Origin of the sequence: Actinophytocola sp. (genome assembly GCF_036002505.1) — a bacterium.
Lineage (GTDB): Bacteria > Actinomycetota > Actinomycetes > Mycobacteriales > Pseudonocardiaceae > DASYTH01.
Genome location: NZ_DASYTH010000088.1, coordinates 1 through 18,409, shown reverse-complemented (window position 1 = coordinate 18,409; position 18,409 = coordinate 1). Strand labels below are relative to the sequence as shown.

19 protein-coding genes are annotated in these 18,409 nt (G+C 69.7%); 7 read left to right on the top strand and 12 right to left on the bottom strand.

The genetic code is table 11. The features are described 5' to 3' along the window. Positions 1–119 precede the first annotated feature (119 nt). Both VGR06_RS06805 and VGR06_RS06800 read left to right on the top strand, forming a co-directional pair. Positions 120–632, top strand: a complete 513-nt coding sequence (locus tag VGR06_RS06805; RefSeq protein ID WP_327558105.1) for a GNAT family N-acetyltransferase — start codon at positions 120–122, stop codon at positions 630–632. 368 nt (positions 633–1,000) lie between these two features. Further along, the gene (locus tag VGR06_RS06800) at positions 1,001–1,822 is read left to right on the top strand and encodes an alpha/beta hydrolase (RefSeq protein WP_327558104.1); all 822 of its coding nucleotides are present in this window, start codon (positions 1,001–1,003) and stop codon (positions 1,820–1,822) included. A gap of 175 nt (positions 1,823–1,997) precedes the next feature. On the opposite strand, the gene VGR06_RS06795 is transcribed toward VGR06_RS06800, so the two are convergent. The 5 genes from VGR06_RS06795 to VGR06_RS06775 all read right to left on the bottom strand — a co-directional run bounded on the left by VGR06_RS06795 (position 1,998) and on the right by VGR06_RS06775 (position 5,012). Further along, a complete protein-coding gene (locus VGR06_RS06795; RefSeq protein ID WP_327558103.1) occupies positions 1,998–2,705 on the bottom strand; it encodes an alpha/beta hydrolase in 708 nt (235 codons plus the stop codon). Positions 2,706–2,908: 203 nt separating this feature from the next. Beyond that, a complete protein-coding gene (locus tag VGR06_RS06790) occupies positions 2,909–3,343 on the bottom strand; it encodes a hypothetical protein (RefSeq protein WP_327558102.1) in 435 nt (144 codons plus the stop codon). After that, the gene (locus VGR06_RS06785; RefSeq protein ID WP_327558101.1) at positions 3,340–3,648 is read right to left on the bottom strand and encodes a hypothetical protein; all 309 of its coding nucleotides are present in this window, start codon (positions 3,646–3,648) and stop codon (positions 3,340–3,342) included. Before VGR06_RS06785 ends, VGR06_RS06790 begins: the two co-directional genes overlap by 4 nt. Beyond that, entirely contained in the window at positions 3,612–4,295 is a 684-nt protein-coding gene (locus VGR06_RS06780; RefSeq protein ID WP_327558100.1) for an MFS transporter, read from the bottom strand. Before VGR06_RS06780 ends, VGR06_RS06785 begins: the two co-directional genes overlap by 37 nt. Positions 4,296–4,415: 120 nt before the next feature. Then, a complete protein-coding gene (locus VGR06_RS06775; RefSeq protein WP_327558099.1) occupies positions 4,416–5,012 on the bottom strand; it encodes an isochorismatase family protein in 597 nt (198 codons plus the stop codon). A gap of 773 nt (positions 5,013–5,785) precedes the next feature. On the opposite strand from VGR06_RS06775, the gene VGR06_RS06770 reads away from it, so the two are divergent. Next, positions 5,786–6,685, top strand: a complete 900-nt coding sequence (locus VGR06_RS06770) for an alpha/beta hydrolase (protein ID WP_327558098.1) — start codon at positions 5,786–5,788, stop codon at positions 6,683–6,685. Between the two features lie 687 nt (positions 6,686–7,372). Further along, positions 7,373–7,891: a DUF2231 domain-containing protein gene (locus tag VGR06_RS06765; RefSeq protein WP_327558097.1), complete on the top strand. Its 519-nt coding sequence runs from the start codon at positions 7,373–7,375 to the stop codon at positions 7,889–7,891. Between the two features lie 25 nt (positions 7,892–7,916). Here VGR06_RS06765 and VGR06_RS06760 read toward each other — a convergent pair whose 3' ends face one another. Continuing rightward, positions 7,917–8,558 (bottom strand): maleylpyruvate isomerase N-terminal domain-containing protein, encoded by a 642-nt coding sequence (locus tag VGR06_RS06760; RefSeq protein ID WP_327558096.1) that lies wholly within the window; start codon positions 8,556–8,558, stop codon positions 7,917–7,919. Positions 8,559–8,819: 261 nt separating this feature from the next. Between VGR06_RS06760 and VGR06_RS06755 the strand changes: the two genes are divergently transcribed. Together VGR06_RS06755 and VGR06_RS06750 are read left to right on the top strand one after the other, a co-directional pair. After that, positions 8,820–9,605, top strand: coding sequence for an MBL fold metallo-hydrolase (locus VGR06_RS06755; RefSeq protein WP_327558095.1), 786 nt, complete (start codon positions 8,820–8,822; stop codon positions 9,603–9,605). Positions 9,606–10,048: 443 nt separating this feature from the next. Next, positions 10,049–10,207, top strand: a complete 159-nt coding sequence (locus tag VGR06_RS06750) for a hypothetical protein (protein ID WP_327558094.1) — start codon at positions 10,049–10,051, stop codon at positions 10,205–10,207. 269 nt (positions 10,208–10,476) lie between these two features. Here VGR06_RS06750 and VGR06_RS06745 read toward each other — a convergent pair whose 3' ends face one another. Continuing rightward, positions 10,477–11,292, bottom strand: coding sequence for a class I SAM-dependent methyltransferase (locus VGR06_RS06745; RefSeq protein ID WP_327558093.1), 816 nt, complete (start codon positions 11,290–11,292; stop codon positions 10,477–10,479). Positions 11,293–11,633: 341 nt separating this feature from the next. On the opposite strand from VGR06_RS06745, the gene VGR06_RS06740 reads away from it, so the two are divergent. Further along, the gene (locus VGR06_RS06740) at positions 11,634–12,803 is read left to right on the top strand and encodes an FAD-binding oxidoreductase (RefSeq protein ID WP_327558092.1); all 1,170 of its coding nucleotides are present in this window, start codon (positions 11,634–11,636) and stop codon (positions 12,801–12,803) included. A gap of 145 nt (positions 12,804–12,948) precedes the next feature. On the opposite strand, the gene VGR06_RS06735 is transcribed toward VGR06_RS06740, so the two are convergent. From VGR06_RS06735 to VGR06_RS06715, 5 genes are all read right to left on the bottom strand, one after another. After that, positions 12,949–13,200 carry a hypothetical protein gene (locus tag VGR06_RS06735; protein WP_327558091.1) on the bottom strand — a complete coding sequence of 84 codons (252 nt, stop codon included), beginning with the start codon at positions 13,198–13,200 and terminating at the stop codon, positions 12,949–12,951. A gap of 136 nt (positions 13,201–13,336) precedes the next feature. After that, complete coding sequence (locus tag VGR06_RS06730) at positions 13,337–13,807, bottom strand: hypothetical protein (protein ID WP_327558090.1); 471 nt, start codon at positions 13,805–13,807, stop codon at positions 13,337–13,339. Beyond that, complete coding sequence (locus tag VGR06_RS06725; protein ID WP_327558089.1) at positions 13,804–14,613, bottom strand: SDR family oxidoreductase; 810 nt, start codon at positions 14,611–14,613, stop codon at positions 13,804–13,806. Before VGR06_RS06725 ends, VGR06_RS06730 begins: the two co-directional genes overlap by 4 nt. A 472-nt stretch (positions 14,614–15,085) precedes the next feature. Continuing rightward, complete coding sequence (locus tag VGR06_RS06720; protein WP_327558088.1) at positions 15,086–16,435, bottom strand: molybdopterin-dependent oxidoreductase; 1,350 nt, start codon at positions 16,433–16,435, stop codon at positions 15,086–15,088. A 1,155-nt stretch (positions 16,436–17,590) separates the two neighbouring features. Further along, the gene (locus VGR06_RS06715) at positions 17,591–18,256 is read right to left on the bottom strand and encodes a dihydrofolate reductase family protein (RefSeq protein WP_327558087.1); all 666 of its coding nucleotides are present in this window, start codon (positions 18,254–18,256) and stop codon (positions 17,591–17,593) included. Positions 18,257–18,409: the final 153 nt, after the last annotated feature.

The window sequence follows — 18,409 nt, the reverse complement described above, 5'->3', positions numbered from 1 at the left end:
GTACCGGACTTATGCTCCGGCGGCATCCTTCACCACTTGGTCAAACCAGCTGCTGCCGGCGGCATGAATGCCCCAGTGGCACTTCGGTTGTCGATGTTCGGCGCTAGGACGCGAATTCCGTGAGCAGCGTCATTCCTGTTATCGCCCGGCTCTATGAGGTCGTGTATCGGGAGCCGCCGTACTGCGAGGGCGCTGAGGATGTCGCGGAGTTAGTCGAGGGAATGCCACGCAGAGCGGCACAGCCAGCGTTTCGATTGGTTGTGGCGACCACGGACGGCAAGCCGGTTGGCTTCGCCTTCGGACATCAACTCACGGCAGACACGAAGTGGTGGCAAGGCGCAACAACACCGCTGCCCGATTCGATCGTAAGAGAGCACGCGGGTCGCACCTTCGCCATCATCGAGCTTGCCGTAGCGGCAGAGTATCGCCGACGTGGAATAGCCAAGGCGATGCATGATGCCCTCCTGGTCGACGCCAAAGAGGAGCGCGCCACGCTCCTGGTCAGGCCAGAAGCGATGCCCGCCCGCACGGCATACGAGCGGTGGGGCTACGCGCGAGTGGGATCCATCAGGCCGTGGCCCGAGGCACCGCTCTACGACGCCATGATGCTCAATCTGCGACGCCTCGGATAAGTCACCCGATGAATCTAGGCAGGCCACGCTGCCGGATGTCACGCTGCCGGTGTGACGCTGCCGGATGTCCGACTCCGGCTGATGGGTGACACGGCGGCTTCACCTGATGGGTGACACGATCAGCAGCCGGCCGGGCCAGCGCGTAACCATCCGTGACCAGATGCGCCGAACTGACGACGCGTCCGGGCGTACACGTCGCTTCCGCTGATGGCAGATGTGCGGGACGGTTAGGAAGTCACGGAAGCGACCGGCGACCCGGAGGCGGTGCACAGCGTGCGCCGGCGGCCCGCGACTTCATCCCTGCGGGGTGAGGTTACCGCTGTCCGAGGGTTCCGACGATTGCTGCAGCCCTCATCGGAAGGAGCATCATGAGCGAGCCGACGACCAATGCCTTGCCGATCGTGCTGATCCACGGGCTTTGGATGACCGCCCGAAGCTGGGACCGCTGGGTGGAGTACTACCGGGCGAAGGGCCATGAGGTCATCGTGCCGACGTACCCGGGATTCGAGATCGAGGTGGAGGCGCTGCGTGAAAAGCCCGAGATCATCGCCGAGGCCTCCGTCCCCGCAACGCTCGACCATCTCAGCGAGGTGGTCGAGAGCCTGGACCGTCCGCCGATCATCATGGGCCACTCCTTCGGCGGGACCTTCACCCAACTCTTGGTCAACCGCGGGTTGGGCGCCGCCGCGGTGACGATCGACTCGGCGCCACCCGAGGGCGTGCGGGTGAACCCGCCGTCCCAGATCAAGTCCCTGTTCCCCGTCCTCAAGAACCCGGCCAACCGGCACCGCGCGGTGGGCTTCACCAAGGAGCAGTTCCACTATGCGTTCGCCAACACGGTCAGCCGGGAGGAATCCGACGCGGCGTACGACCGCCTCCACATCCCGGCGCCCGGCAACTGGGTGTGGGCCTATGGCCTGATAGCCAACTGGAAGCCGGGCCACCAGGAGACCTGGGTCGACTACGACCTGGACGACCGTGCGCCGCTGTTGTTCATCATGGGCGGCAAAGACCACCTGATGCCGCCCTCGGTGATCCGCTCGAACGCGAAGAAATATCGCAACTCCGAGGCGACGACTGAGACCTACGAGTTTCCGGACCGCTCACACTTCACCGGTGTCGAGCCTGGCTGGGAGCAGGTGGCCGACTACGCGCTCGAGTGGGCGACCAGCCACGCCCGAACGCGATAGGGCTGACCAACCGCAGACAGCGGCAAGTTGTGGTCCGTCCGGCAAGCGCCGTGCCCGCACGTGCACAGGCGGGGATGCCAAGCATCGCGGGTACCTCTCGCTCAGGCTTGGCACGACAACTCCTTCGTGGCATCACGGTGCGTGACATGGACTGTGTCAACCAGGGAGGCCAGTGTCACCGATCAGGTGAAGCCAACGGCTCTTCGAATTTAGGCGGGGTTGAGGTGTCCGCGGGGTAGACCGACCGGTCGTGCTCGCTGATCGCATTCGGTTGTACGGCCAGGTAGTCGAGCAGCCAGTCGATGAGGAGTCTTGTTCGGCCGGCCAGTAACTGTTCCGGGAGGCTGCGTACCTGGTTGAACGCGAACCACCACAGGTAGGGAGCTTCGGGCGGCGTGCTGCCTGGGTCGATCTGCTGGCCGGGCTGTGGCAGCAGGGGAATCTGGGCGAGGCCTTCGTGCGGATGAGGAACGTCGAGCAGCACCACCTTGCCGACGCTGTCGGGGTAGTTGGCGGCGAGGCTGTAGGAGACCATTGCCCCGATGTCGTGGCCGACGATGTCGATGGTGTCGTGTCCGAGGTGGCGCGCCAGCTCGTGGATGTCGGTGGCCATCGTCTTCTTGTCGTACCCGTCCTCCGGCTTGTCGGATGTCCCCATGCCACGGATGTCCACGGCGATCACACGGTGGACGGCGACCAGGGACGGCATGATCTTGTGGAATTCCCACCACGTTCGTGGCCAGCCCGCCAGCAACACCAGCGGCCTGCCTGCGCCGCCCACCACGTAGTGCAGACGTGCTCCGTTAACCTCGGCGAAGGCGTTTTCGAAGCCGCCGGGCAGCGATCGCACCAACACCTCGTCGGACAATGCGGCGCCGGTCATGCTCGACTCCTCTCTCGCTTTGGCTCTCGCTTGACTGTATGCGGTGGACGGCGGCCCGGCCGGGGTGGCGTCCGGCCGAGACCGGCGCGCCGGAGGGGCTTGATCCGATGTGATCGCCCGTACGGCACGGCGCTTCGCGACGTCGCCGGACCGTTCAGCGATTCGAATCGGCCGGTCGGTGAACGGATCTGGCATGGTGCTCGTCAACTCTCTGCCTGTCCTGGGCTCGGTTTTCGGCCTCGCGTCCGCAACGCGACGACGGCGAGAGCCGCTGCGGCGGCGAAAACGGCGGCGGTGACCCCGAAGGCGAGCGCGTATCCGCCTGTCGTTGCTGCTGCGGGGCTGGCTCCGCTGTTGCGCATCTGCGCGGTGCGCGCGCCGGCGATCGCTATCAGGAGCGCCAAAACGACGGCTGGTCCGGTCTGCGCGGCGCTGCTGACCACACCGCTTGCCAGACCAGAGTCGGTGTCGGAGACGCCGTCCAGCGCGGCGAGGGTCGAACCGGCCAGGGCCAGACCCTGGCCCACCGGGAAGACGATGAGACCACCGAGCAGCAGCCCACCATACTCGGTGTGAACGCCGATGCGGCTCAGCTGCAGGAGCCCGGCGGCCGCGACAACAAGCCCGATGACGGTCACCAGCCGCGTGCCGAACCGCCCACTACCCGACCCGCGACAAGCACGGTGGCCGCGAGGGCCACCGCGAACGGCACGAACGCACCGCTGGCGGCCAGCGGCGAGAAGCCGCGAACCTGCTGCAGGTACAGCGCGAGGAAAAAGTTGATGGCCGCGCCGCCCGCGCTGGCAAGCAACACGGCGAGCAGCGCTGCGCCGCGCCGACCGGAGGCGAGGAAGGGCGGTGGGAGCAGCGGATTGCGTGCGGTGGCCTCGACCGCCGCGAAGCCCATCACCAGCGGAACGCTGCCGGCGAGCGGAACCAGCACGATCGGCGACAGCCAGGGTGATCCTCACTGGAGACCAACGCGAAGCTGAGCGCGGACAATCCGGCCGTGACGAGCAGCGCGCCGGGAACATCGAGCCGCGTGCGGGTGGGCGCTGGCCCAGCCGGTACCAGTCGAGGCACCAGCAACCCGGCAACACCGGCGCCGACCGTCGGGATGGCGAACGTCCACCGCCAGGACGACCAGGTGACGACCAGGCCGGATACCAACAAGCCGGTGGTCGCGCCGATCGGCGCCAGGACACCCCACGCCGCCACGGCCCGGCCCTGCCGGCCGGCATCGGCGAACACGTCGCCATGCACCAGCGCAAGCGCCGTGGGAGCGGCCAGGGCGGCTCCGATGCCCTGCACGAAACGGGCGAGCAGCAGGACAGCCAGCCCTGGAGCGACGCCACCCGCCACGGACGCGACGGCAGAGACGGTCAGGCCCAACATCAGCAGCCGACGCCGACCGAACAGGTCCGCCAACCGACCGCCGAGGATGAGCAGACCGCTGAAGGACAACCCGAACGCCGAGCTGACCAGGGCCACGTCCGACCGACCCAGACCGAGATCGTCTTGAATGTCAGGCAACGACACCACGATCACGGTGAGGGCGACGAACAGGATGACCTGGATCGTGGCCAGCACCCCGAACGCAGCCCCGGGTGCGCGCTGCGTCGAGGATGTCCCGCCACACCGCGGCAAACAGGGCGTGGTCGCAGCCCATTTGACCCACGTCACAACAGCAGCCCCGTCCGCACCGGACGCTCACCCAACCGGGGCGAGCAGCGGCTCCATCGCCTCGTACACGTCCTCAGCGGCCGGACTCGCGTTATCGCGCAAGATCTGGAAGATGACCCCGGCGGCGTTGGTAATACCGACGCCCGCCTGGATCATCTGCTCGATGGACGCCTGTCGGAGCAGTTCGTTGGACGTGCCCGACAGGTCGATCGCCGCCCACGCCTCGTACCCATCTGCGGCGGCGCCGATCGTCGCCTGGACCAGACAGACGTTGGTGCCGATCGCGCCGAACACCAGCTTCGTGCGGCCGGTGGCCTTGACCGCCTCGCGGACCCGCTCATCGTCCCAGGCGCTGATCACCGTTCGCTCGATATTCGGCACACCGCGCAACGCATCGGCGAGATCTGGCAGCGTGGGCCCGATCATCGCCGGGGTCACTGAGCTGAGAACGATCGGTACATCCAGGACTCGAGCTGCCCTGGCCACGCTGACCAGGCTCCGCCGGAGTTGATCTTTCGGCTGATCCGCGACCGTCCGCAAGATCCCTTCCTGGTGGTCGATGAACAGGAAGACCGTGTTCTCCGCGGTAAACCGCTCCTGGAACGCACTGTTGGTCTTCGTCACCGTGCTCTCCTCCCGTCATCGGCCGTCTTTGACCGGTTCATTGCCGGAGCAGCAACCAGCTGCCAGGGAGACGAGACAAGCCCGCCGAACGTCACGTCCGCGGCGTGTGTCGTCTCGGATCGGTGAGACCGGCGTACGGCCTGAGCGGCGTGGGGCCAGGCTTGGTGGATGTCGATCCTGGCCAGCGGTGAGGCCATCCCCGGCGCTGGTTCGCCGAATTCATCGCCGGCCAGTCTCGCTCCGGTCTCAGCCGACGGATCCTGAACCAGCGTCGCGATGCTTTCCTGCGCGGCGCCGTCAGCCGGTTGGACAGCGAGGACTGATCCACGTGTTGCCTTGGTCCCGACTTTGTGATCTTCGATGGTCGCGGGGACTCGACCGGGCCTTATCCGTGGGTGATTGCCGGTATCTGTGCCCGGCTGGTTGGTGATCCCCTTTCTGACAGACCGGTATGAATGATGGAAGAGGCCGGGGTGACATCGGCGTCGGCTGTCTCGTCTGCTTCCCGGCACGCCGAAAGGGGGCGGCAGAATTCGACTTCGCGCGGTAGGGGTGCGCTTCACAGGCTGTCGTGGACGCCGCGGTGGATCTCTTCGACTCCGCGTTCGGCGTGGCCGACGGGGTCTGGGCCGGTGCACGAGCCGGGTCATCTCGACGCTGCTCGAGGATGTCCACGGTGGCGGGGATGAACCGTCGACCGAAATTTAGTTGGCGAAGCGGCGGCGAACGACGGCGGCCGCAGACTGCGCCACGACGTAGTGGAGGCATGCGGGATGAACTGCGATTCGATGCCGAAGTCCCTGTTTCCCGGCTTCTCGCACCGTCGACTGGGGGTGCACGGGATCACCGTCAACGCCGTGTACGGCGGTGACGGTCCGCCGGTGCTGCTGCTGCACAGGTACCCGCAGACGCACGTGATGTGGCACCGGGTCGCCCCCATGCTCGCCGAGCGGTGCACGGTCGTGTGTCCGGACCTGCGCGGCTACGGCGACAGCACCAAACCACCATCGGAGGGCAGCCACGAGCCGTACTCCAAGCGGGTGATGGCCGGCGACCAGGTCGAGCTGATGCGGGCGCTGGGGTTCGAGCGGTTCGCCGTGGTCGGCCACGACCGGGGTGGGCGGGTGGCCCGGCGGCTGGCCCTCGACCACCCGGACGCGGTCTCTCGCCTCGGCGTACTCGACATCATCCCGACCCGCGCCATCTACGGCACGCTCGACCAGCGGCGCGCCACCACCGTGTGGCGCTACTTCTTCCTGGTCCAGCCCCCGGACCTGCCGGAACGGCTGATCGGCGCCGCCCCGGACTTCTACCTTGACTACACCCTCAACGAGTGGTGCAGGACGCCCGCCGCCCTGGCCGACGCCGCCGTCGCGGAGTATCGGCGCTGCTTCGATCCGGCCACGATCCACGCCGGTTGCGAGGACTACCGGGCCGGCGCGAGCATTGACCTGGTCCACGACACGGCCGACGCCGGTCGCCGGATCGGGTGCCCGGTTCTCGTGCTGTGGAGCGCGCACGGGATCGGATCCTCCTACGATGTGCTGTCGATCTGGCGCGAGCAGGCCGACGATGTGCGCGGCCGGGCGTTGGACTGCGGCCACTTCCTCGCCGAGGAGCGGCCCGACGAGACCGTGGCCGAGCTGCTGGCCTTCCTCACCACCGAGCCATGACCGGTCGCCACGACGCCTGATCGTTGTCGTCACCGGCCGTCCGCGGCCGGCGGCCGGCCCCACGGGCTGGCCGGTCCGATCCGTTGCGCGGCCGGTTGCGGGCAGGGCGCACCCTTGCGGCGGTGGTCGCCCGCTACGACCGGGCTGTCCTCGGTGCCGGATATCCTTCCGCCTCGCTCACCGTTCCTCCGCAAATCAACTCATCGGCGGCGCCACGGACCGGCGGCGACGCATCGGCAGCGGGTGCTCATCCTCGCTGGCCTCGCCGCTCGCCTGGGGTTTCGACGGGCTGCTCCGGGGTTCCCGATCGCGCTGAACCTCGGCGCGCGTGCCGTGCCGAGCGCACAGCCGGGGCGACAGGTCGCGGCGACGAACGCGGTGGCGGTGGCGGGTATAACGTGGCCCGCCGCGGCGGCAATGGGTCCTGGTACGTCCAATCGGAGTGTGACATCGGGATGGTCTGTCTCGTCTTCTCGGTGCGACCGGGAGGCAGCGACGGCAGCAGAGCATGTCGATGTCGCTACGCCGGCGCCGAGCGGCGACCGCATCGGCGCCGGTCGCCACAGCGAGTGGGCGTAGCACGGGCGATCCGCGGCCGCGCCGATCACGGTGCGCGGGTGAGGTAGGGCGTGGCTGGGTAGAGAACTGGATGCCCGGGGTGGCGGGCCGACATCGGAGGTGGTTGGGATGCAGAGTCGGGCAAAGGCGTTCGGACACGCGATCCACCCGATCCTGATCGTGTACCCGCTGGGACTGCTCACCACGGCGGTGATCTTCGACATTCTCTATCTGGTCACCGACCGGTCCGGGTTCACCATCGCGGCGGCGTACACCATCGCCGCGGGGGTCATCGGCGGGCTCGTGGCGGCGGTGTTCGGGCTGGTCGACTGGCTGGCCATCCCGGCCGGTACCCGGGCCAAGCGGATCGGCAGCCTGCACGGGCTGGGCAACGTTCTGGTGGTGGTGTTGTTCGCGGTCAGCTGGCTGCTGCGGGTCAACGCCGGCGACTGGAACCCCAGTCCAGTGGCGTTGGTGTGTAGCTTCGCCGGTGTGGTCCTGGCCGGGGTGACCGGCTGGCTCGGCGGTGAACTGGTCGAGCGGCTCGGCGTCGGTGTCGACGAGAACGCCGGCCTGGACGCGCCCAGCTCGCTGTCACGCGCGCCGGGTACGCGCGGCATCGGCCGGCCTGCCCCGGGCGCGCACTGACCGGCCGTCGGCCAGCCCGGCGAGGTCAACCTCCGGCGGCGGGCCCGGGTACGTCGAGAAGGTTAAATCCGGCTGGCAGCGCTCGACGCCCGGTGGCCGCCAGCAGCAGTTCGGTGGCCCTGCCGGTACGGGTGGCCAGCGCGCCGGCGAGGGCGAGGCTGGCCTGCGCGGCGGCGGGCGGGCAGGTGGGCGGCAGTCCGAGGGCGGCGGCGAGGTCAAGACCGTAGACGGCCAGCTCGAACGTTCGAGTCGGCAGGTAGTCGCGTACCCGGATGCCGCCGAACGGCGTGGCCACGGCAGCGTCCGGGTCGGCGGCGCGGACGGTGGCAAGGGTCCGGCCGACCAGGTCGGCGACCGCGGCGGGCGGGTCGTCGCCGAGGGCCTGGCCGGCTTGCCGGCCCCGGTCGGCGATCGCCTGGGGATGGCTGGCCAGCGCGGCCAGCAGGTAGTCCACGCCGCTGCCGAGGTCGACCGAGGTCGCCGGCGCGGCGAGGTAGCTTTCGACCGTGCTGAACGCCCGACTGGTGTGACCGACCAGGTCACGCACCGACCACACCCCCAACGCGGGCATGGTCCAAGCCGCGGCCGGCACCTCGGACACCAGGCGAGCGAACGCCGCCGCCGTGTCCTCGAAAACGTCGAAGGTGTTCTGCCAGCCGCCGTCCATGCCCACCATCCTTACCGAAACGGGCCGGCCCTGCCCGGCGCCCCCGGGTGGGCAACCGCCGGATTGTCGTATCAGCAACGGCCGAATGTGGCCCTGCATACCCGTGTACGAGCGCAGCCGAGACCCTGCAACGACGGTGGCGAGGATTCGTCGCCGGGTGGTCAGCTTCCACTCCCGATCGGTGGACACAACACCCGCTCGGCAAGGGCTACGCCGAGTGCCCGGCGTCGCGTCGGCTCGCGTGCCGGCTAGCCTCAACGGGTGCAGGGCCACCGGCACGACCAGCCCCGCGCCTCCTCCGAGACGCGGGTGCGTGTCACGGTGGCGGGATCGGGTGACGCATTCGGCAGCGCGGGTCGCCAGCAGGCGTGTATTCACCTGCAGCCACTCACCGGCGGGCCGGCGGTGCTGCTGGACTGCGGCGCGAGCGCCCTGTCGTCGCTCAAGCGTCTCGGGCTCGAGCCCAACGACATCGCGACGGTGGTCGTGTCGCACCTACACGGCGACCACGTCGCCGGCCTGCCGTACCTGGTGCTCGACGGCCAGTTCCAGCATCGGACCGGGCGTCTGCAGGTCATCGGCCCGCCGGGTACACGGGCGCGGCTGCCGGAGCTCATGGAGATCCTCTTTCCCGGCTCGACCACGGTAGGTCGACGCTTCGAGGTCCGGGTCAACGAGGTGGCCGCCGGAGGTTCGGTGCACGTCGGTGGCGTCACCGTCGATGCCTATCGGGCCGAGCACGCGGCCGGGGCGCCCGCCCTTGCCCTGCGCGTCGCGTTCGCCGATCGGGTCGTCGGCTACAGCGGGGACACCGCATGGACCGACGCGCTGGTCGATGTCGCCCGGGACGCCGATCTGTTCATCTGTGAGGCCTACACGTTGACTCGGCGCGTCCCCTACCATCTCGACGTCGCCAGCCTACGGGCGAACCTGGGCCGACTGCGTTGCCACCGGCTGTTGCTCACACACGCCTCGCCGGACGTTCTAGATCATCGCGCGGACCTCGATCTGCCGCTGGCCGAGGACGGGACCGTGATTCTCATTTGACCGGCTGGCTGGCCACCGATCGTGCTCCAATGGCTCGATCGCACCCCCTCGGGGGTCCCACGTTGAGACCGAATTCGCAAAGAGTCGGACGAACAGGAGACAAAGGTGCCGCGTGAGAACAAGAATGCGGTGATCTACGGAGCTGCAGGCGCAATCCGCGGCGCGGTTGCCCGGGGCATCCGTCGCCGAAGGGGCAAGGGTGTTCCTCGCCGGCTGCACCGCGGCGCTGGAGTTGGCTGAACACCACCGGCCGGCGGCGCCTCGGCTGCTCGCCGTCGACCTTGAGGGAACAAAACGGGGCAGGTGGCCCTGTTGATCACGGTCCTGTCCGGCAGTAGCAAGATCCCCGCCGTCGCCTCGACGGCGCGCCTGCCGGCGTTGGGTGCCGCTGCGGCCACCCTCCACGGCGTGGCGATCGCGTCGCGTCGCGACTGCCGCTGCAGGTGCGACCCCTCGCTGACGTGGACTTCGCGGCGAAGCGGCGGGCGACCGGGTCGCCGCCGTTGCTGGAGGCCGCAGAGGAACGCGTCAGCCAGGTGTCGATGCCGCGGGGTGGGACCGTGTTCGTCCACGGCGACCTGTGGCAGGGCAACACCATGTAGACCGGCGACAACTTTGTGGGGCATGGTCGACTGGGATGCGGCTGGCGCGGGACGCCCAGGCGTCGATCTAGGGACGCTGCGCTGCGACGCGGCGATCAGGTTCGGTCTGCCCGCTGCCGGCGAGATCTTGGTTGGTTGGCGGCAGGTGACCGGCTGGCGGGCCGCCGCCTTGGCGTACTGGGACCTGGTGGCGGCGCTGACTACCCCGACCGACATGAGAATGGCCCGCCCTGATCAGAGATCCTCAGCCGTCGTAGGAGGAGCCGCGGCTAGCGGCTGCCGTCGTCCACCGTGCTGAGACGTCCGATCGATGGACGTCGGCCGCGGAGATTCAGGCGCCAGTAGTCGAGTGTGAACGGTGGGTCGTCATGGGACGCCTGCTCGACCAACGGCGCGAGGAACCGCTCCTGTAGCTGGTCGTTGGGTATCTGGTCGAGGTGGGGGAAGAGGACCACGGTTCGTAGGAACGCGATGTAGCGCTCGCGATGCGGTAGTACGGCCGGGCCGGGTTCGAGGCTGGTCTCAATGTCGACGAAGCCGGCCCGGCTGAGCCGCCGGGCCTCGGTGGCGTCGTCCGGGAACTCCCACGGCTCCCGCCATCCCGAGAAGAAGGCGGCGAAGGGTTCCTGTCGCATGAGCGTGGCGACGCGCTCGCGCAGCCTTGCCAGGTTCGGCCTGCCGCCACATTGGGCGATCAGCCACCCACCGGGGCGTAGCGCTCGACGGAGGCTGCGCAGCAGCCGGTCATGGTCGAGTACCCAGTGGAAGGTCGCCGTGCTGAAGACGACGTCGACGGCCGCATGCATGCCAACAGATTCGAGGTCGCCGTGCACGAAGCGAATACGGTCGCCAAAGCGAGCCAGACGTGTTCTGGCCGCATCCAGCATGTTGCGGGAGTGGTCGACCGCGAGCACCCGCCCCTGCGGCAGACGCTCGAGCAGGAGTTCGGTGAGCCGCCCGGTGCCGCAACCGGCGTCCATCACCGTCTCGTCGCCGCGCAGCGCCAGCCGGTCGAGTACCCGCGTGCCCCACGCGAACTGCGGCTCGGCGAGGCGGTTGTAGGCAACCGCGTCCCATTCGCTCATTCCTCGCCCTCTGTTCCCGAGCAAATCCGTCGTTGCGCGCACACCCCTGCGCACCAATCCGCAAGGGCGCCGCGGCCGGTACTGCCCGTGTCACGGATGCGCGGCCATCGAGTGGGTGACGCCCGTCTGCCGCCTGGGACTGACCGTCGTCTTCCCGCACGGCCTGCGCCCAGCTCTATCCAGTCGCTGTGACAACGCGGATGAGAAGTCTTGCACCTCCCTTTCGGTTTCCGTTGCCTCACGGCGCACGTGCGCCTCGTGGTGCATTACCGAAGATGGGACAGTCTGGGGCCGGGCGGCCCGACGCGCCGGTTGTCTGGGCATTGAGAGTCCGCGACAGCGTGGCGGAGGATGACGTCGTGGTGGCGGCGGCGGTGTGGGGCGAGGGGCTGAGCGCCCCGGAGCATGCGGCGCTTCATCCTGGCGTTCCGGATGGGCTCAGCCACCGGCCGGATGTGCTGGTCGTTGGCGGCGGTGTGATCGGTCTGGCCACGGCGGTGGCCTGCCGGCTCGCCGGGGTGGGCAGCGTGGTGGTGGTCGAGCGAGCCGAGCGGTTGGTGTCGGCGGCTTCCGGCGGCAACGGCGGCGCGATCGCACCGGACATGCACGCGCTGAGCGACCCGGCCGAGTTCGTCGCGTTCGGCCGGGCCAGTCTCGACCTGCACCGGCTTTGGGACGCGCAGTGGAATGGCGCGATCGGGGTGCGTACCACCCGATGGCTGCAGTTGTTCCCCGCCGCGGGCGGGCCGCCCGCGCTGCCGGTGGGGCCGCAGTTCGTGCCGCTGGACGATGCGACGGTGCGGGAACTGGAGCCGGAGTTGGTGCCGCCCGAGGGCTATACCGCGCTGCTGGTACGCGGCCAGGCAGCGGTCAACCCGCAGCGCCTGGCCGCCGTCCTGGCCGGTCACGCCGGCACGGTGGCCACCGGCGTGGAGGCCGGCGGCATCCGGGTTCGCGGCGGCCGGATTACCGCGGTGCGCACCAGCATCGGTGACTTCCAGCCAGGCGTGGTGGTGATGGCCACCGGCCTGGTCCCGCCACCCTGGTCGCAGGGCGTGCGCCAGCGCTGGGTCAAGGGGCACATGCTCGCCACCGCGCCCGGGCCGTGGCGGCTGAGCAGCGTGGTCAGCAGCGACCAGGGTGGCGGCTCGCCGCTGCCCAGCGGCGGCGTGCTGTGCGGCGGCACCTTCGACGCCGCCGACACCTCCCCGGACCCCCGCCCGGAAATAACCGCGGCGCTGACCGCAGGTCTGCACCGGCTGCTGCCAGCAACCCGCCAGGCGCCGATCACCCACCGCTGGTGCTGCTTTCGACCCACCATCGATGGCCGACACCCGGTCATCGACCGGCTCCCCGCCACCAGCAACGGCTGGCTGAGCGCCGGGCACTTCACCACCGGCGTCATGATGGCCCCGGCCACCGGCCAGGCGCTGGCCTCCTGGATCCTCAGCGGCACCCGCCCAGCGGAGACGGCGACGTTCGACCTGCCGACGAACTCGTTCGGAAACTAGGCCCCTGCCGGTCGTCGTCGGAGGTCGGACGGCGCCCCTCTTGATCGGGGTTGACATCGGTGCCGGCCGACTGTCATAGACCAGAGCAACCGAAACCGACCTTAAGCCGCCTCCTTCAGGACATGCCACCCCGTGGCTGTCCCCGTCAGTAGCCGCCGCCACCGGTGCCGCCACCACCACCGCCGCCGGACAGGAGCAAGACGGCGACGATCACGGCCGCGAGCACGACCGCCGCGACGATAATCCACATCGTGGTCCGTCTCGTCGACACGGAGACCATTTCACCACCTCCAAAAGTAGGTACGGCCCCCTCGGGAATCATGTTGCCGGTCGGTCCTGGTACGCCGCGGATCGACGTACGTACCCGATTCGCGATCGCGCGGCTGTCGACGGCCATCTCGTCTCTTCCCTGTCCGCAGCCAGCAGCTGGAGCCAGCCGCGGGGGTCTCTGGGAAAGTGACGACACAGCCCTCCTTGATGTCACATCGATGTCACAGTCGGCGGCATGTTTCGTCCGCCGGCGGTGCGCAGGTTCAGGGTCCGGTTCGATGGACGGTCCGGGCTGTGGTCGCGTCGGGGCTGCGGGATCGGCCGGCCGGTTGGCGGGTCAGGGCGAGCAACGCCACCGGCAGGACGGCAACGGCGGTCAGGGCGACGGCCTGGGCGGTCGCGTCGACCGTACCGAAGGGGTGCAGGTGGTTGAGGTGGAAGATCAGGTGCGGTACGGCGAACACGAGGTAGGCGCCCAGGACCGCCCGGACCAGCACGGTCCGCAGGGTGACGGCGGCGACGGCGAAGAGCAGGGCCAAGGCGAGGTTGAGGCCGCCGAAGTCGCGCAGCACGTGCTCGTTGTATGCCGGCAGGTTCGCTACCCATCGGTGTCCGGGCAGCGGGAAGTTGTCGTAGAACGAGCGCGGCCACAGCTGCGCCCAGGCCCCGATGAGGGTTTCGGCGGCGGTGAAGAACAGCAGGCCGGCGCGCAGCCACCGGTGCGGGCGCATCATGAGCCGCCGTGGGCGGTCGACGGGGAGGAGCTGGATCCGGCGGCGGGCGCGACCCGTTCGGCCAGGTACTGCTCGAAGGTCACTTTGCCGTCGCGGTGGTGGGGCGTGAGGTGGCCGCCCTGACGGTAGGCGCCGAAGACCGCACCGGGCAGGCGTACCGGCAGGACCGGCCGGCGCCGCCCGGTTGCCCGCAGGTAGGCGCGGGCGAGGTCACCGGCGCTGCGGAGCTGCGGTCCGCCCAGGTCGGGGGCCCGTCCGACCGGTACGCCGGTGGCGAATCCGACCAGCCGGGCGGCGACGTCGCGGGTGTCGATCGGCTGGAAGCTGGTGTGCGCGGGCACCGGCATGACCGGTAGCCGGGCCAGCGCGGCGGCCACCGTGAGGATCAGGTCGTGGAACTGGGTGGCGCGTTGGATCGTCCAAGGCAGTCCGCAGCGTTCGATCATGTGCTCGACGGCCAGTTTGGTGCGGTAGTAACTGAATGGCACCCGGTCCACCCCGACGATGGAGATGTAGATGAGATGGGCGTGTCCCGCCCGCCGGGCGGCGGCGATGAGGTTTCGCGCGGCGCCGACGTCGCCGCGCAGGCCGGTGGCGCAGTGGATGATCGTATCCACGTCCGCGACGGCCGGGTCGAGTCCGGCGCCGCGGCGCAGGTCGCCGGTGACCCAGGTGCACGGCGGGTCCACGCCGTCCGGCACGGGGCGTCGGCTCAACACCCGCACCGCCCGACCAGCCGTCAGGAGTTGATCGACCACCACCCGGCCGAGCGTGCCGGTGCCGCCGGTTACCAGGACTGGTTTCACACCGCTTACACCTCCAGACGGCGGCTCAACCGGGACGGCCGGAGCCGCCCTCGCACGTCGGCCACCCAGGTAGAACGGAACAGCCCGGCCGGATGTGACATCCGAGCACGCTCCCGAGCCAGGAACGCAGGTCACCACCCCTCGACCAGCCGCTGCCAACGATCCCGAGGTGATGCCTTGTCTCGGCTGGCTCTTGCCCGAGCAACCCCGCCGAGCGCATACGTGGTCGCCCGCAGGCGGGGTGTGACCAGCATGCGCTTGTCGGCTGCCTTGAGGGTTAAGGTCCGGTTTAGGCCCGCGGTGGGCGATGCTCGGGCGACGTTCGAGCGGCTGCGCGCACTCCGGACCGGTCGAGCGGCGTCGGTGGTCAGCGTCAGGGTGTTCTCCAGTGTCAGGTGCGCCCGCGCCCTGGCCGCCCTACTGGCCGATCCCCCGCTCGACGGCCCGCTGCCCGTTCTGTTGGCCGCCGACCTCAACGCAGCGCCCGGAGACTCCGCTGATCAAGGCACTGACCGACGTCATGGTGGATACCTGGGTCGCCGGCGGTGGGGATCGCAACGGCGTCACCCTCAGCTCCAAGAACCCGTTCGCCCCGAAGGAGGCACGGCAGCAGATCGGCCGGCGCATCGACTACGTGTTGGCCCGACCCGGCACACCGGGGCAACACGGTCAGCATGGGATCCGCCGTCCGGCGAGCATCCCGCTTGCCGTTACCGGCCCGCCATTCCGGCGGGTGTGGTGCCCGGCTGGTCGTGTGTCTGGGTCTCGACGTGCACGTCGGTGGTATGCAGGCCGGATGCTCCGGTGGGGAACGGGGGTTGGGGGTGGCGTCTTGGACGTTACCGGTGCGGGAGACGGCTCGGGCCTGGATGCGGTGGGTGCCGGGGTCGAGGTCGGCGATGAGTCGCCAGCGTCGCCACGCGCTGGGCGCCAGCTCGGCGGCGAGGTCGGCGGGCTGCCACGGGTGGCCGTCGAGCGACACCTCAACCCGTTCGATTCCGGCGGTGGGGGCCCAGGCGACGCCGGCGACGGTTACCGGACTGGAACTCCGGTCGCCGTCAGTGGGGGTGTCGATGCGGGCCATGGGTCGGATCGGGACGGGTGCCTGCGGCCAGCCTCTCGGTGTCCAGTAGTCCGGCTGCGGTTCGGGCGTGACGACGAGGTCGGTGAGCCACTTGACGCCGGTGTACTGGCCGTAGATGCCGGGGGTGAAGACCCGGGCGGGGAACCCGTGGGCGGGGGTGAGCGGGCGTCCGTTCATGCCGACGACGACGTAGCTGGCCGGCGTGTCGTCGCTTGGCGGGTGCAGGGGTACGGAGATGGTGAAGCCATCCACGGCGCGGGTGATGAGCGTGGTCGCCAGCCGGGAGGGGCGGGTGAGGGCGAGCAACCGGCCCAGCGGTACGCCCAGCCAGCGGGCGTTGCCGACCCGGTCGCCGCCGACGGGGTTGTGGATGCAGACCATGACCGCGTCGAACTCGACCAGGCCGAGGTCGGCCAGGTCGGGCAGGGACAGGTCGAGCGGGCGTTCGATCAGGCCGCGCACCCGCAGCCGCCACCCGGTGGGGTCGACAAGGGGGGCGCCGATGTTGACGTCGGTGACGTAGAAGTCGGCGGTCGGTGTGATCAGCGGGCTGACGCCGGTCCAGGTTTCGGCCTGGTCGACCGGGGGTGCCTTGGGCGACGGCGGGCGCAGGGTCAGCCGGTCGCGCTGGCGGTCGTGTGCCGCGTGCTCGGCGCGGTTGACCGCGCGGGCGCCGACCAGGGCGGCCAGCCCGGCGATCGCGGCGGTGGCGAGGATGCCGGGCCGGCGCGCGCGCATCGTGGCTGTCGCGGCGAGCGTCCCGGCGGCTCCGGCGAGCAGCGCCCGGGCGGGGGCGGCGGGGTGGGCGGCGCAGCGCGGCCGCTACCCCGGCCAGGGTGGCGGTGCCGGCCAGTAGGTTCCCGCTTCGCGCAGACCGGGTCGCGGCTTGGCCGGCGAGCGCGCCGAGCGCGGCGACGCCGGTCAGGACGCCGGCCCGGATGGTGGGCTTGTCGGCGCGGCCGAGGAGCTTGACGGTCAGGTCCACGAGCGGTCGTGGGCCGGTGTCGACCACGAGGCGGGCGACCGCGTCGAGCAGGGGTGGCTGTTTGGCCAGGGCGGCGGCCAGCTCCGCGGTGCCCAGCCCGGCGGCGGCTGCGGCGATCCCGGTGACGGCGGGCCGCCACGCCGGTTGTTGTCGCATGGTTTCCTCCTATTCGGTATCGCTCCGACCGTGACGGCGGGCGGTGCCGGCCCGTGGCGCCGCCGCGGTCACGGTTTCGGCTGGTCGAGGGCGTCGGCCATCATCCGGCCCCGCGCCAAGGCCGCACAGAGCCACGGCCCTGTCAGCAGACCCGCAGCCCTGTCCGGCGGCGGGTCATCGCCATCACGTCATTGCCGGCGTCGACGAGTTGGGGAGACAGGTAACGTCCGACCCCGTCGCTGGCCCGGCCACGAAGATGTCTGTGGCAGCCTCCCTTCTGCTCGCTGCAGGAGGTCCGCGGCGAGAGAGCCGGACTCGTCATGCATCGCGCGGCCGGCTGCATGGGCGATCGATATCCCCGGTAGACGAGACATAGCCGCCGGATGTGACGTCGCCCCGTGCTGTCTCGTCTGCCTTGCGGGTTCCCAAATGGGACGGCGATGGGAGATCCGGATGGACATCGAGTCAGCCGCACGGCACCGTCAGGTCGAGACGGCCACTTGGCCGCAGCGTAGCCCGACCTGGCCGAAGCCGTTCCTAGACGTCGCGTACGGCGCCGCTCCGCGCTGGCAGTGTTGTCAATGGCAAATTTGATCGCCCCGTAGGCGGCCAGTAGTCGTCGCCGCTGGCGGCCATGGTTTCTCCCCGGCAGCGGCCATATAAGTGGCTATTCGCAGTTGGCCGTGGTGGCCTGCTGATTCAAGCGTGTGCGCCGTGGGTGCTCGGGTCGCTAGGGTGGAGTGGTGGCGCGGCTATCGTGGGTGCACGGCGTAGGTCAGGTGCGTCACCCGCGACGACGGCTCCGAACGGACCGGCTCCAGCGCGACCCTGGACGCGTCCACGCCGTCGAACAGGCGGGTGCCGGCGCCGAAAAGCACCGGTGAGAGCGCGATCGAGAACTCGTCGACCAGGCCGGCGTTCAGGTGCTCCAGGATCGTCTCGCTGCCGCCGGCGATGCGGACGTCCCGGTCGCCGGCGACCTCGCGGGCCTGGCCCAGCGCGCTGTGGATGCCGTCGTTGACGAAGTGGAACGTGGTCCCGCCCGGCCGTTCCCAGGGGTCGCGCTGCTGGTGGGTGACGACGAACACGGGGGTGTGGAAGGGCGCCTTCTCCGGCCATGCCTGCTCGCCGAGGTCGAACATGCGCTTGCCCATGACGCTCGCGCCGGTGCGCTCGAACGTCTCCCGGGCGATGTCGTTGTCGCGCCCTTCCTCGCCGCCTTCGCCCAGGTTGAGGTTCTCCCGGAAGAACCGCTGCGGGAAGATCCACGCCTGCAGTTCCATCCACTGCGCCATCCAGCGCTCCAGCCTCGGGTCCTGCTCCCGCTGCTCGGGTGTGGCGAGAAAGCCTTCCATTGACTCGGGCGCGATGAAGCCGTCCAGCGACATCGACACGCTGAAGAACACCTTCCCGGCCATCAGCGGCCCTCCTTCTTCTGGGCGATCTCGGCGACGTAGGCCGCCAGGTTGCTCAGCGTCTGCTCGCCGCCCTCGATCGCGTGGTACTCCTCCACGGCCTGGTCGCGCAGTTGTTTGGTGGGGAAGACCGTGCGCATCACGATCCGGGTCGCG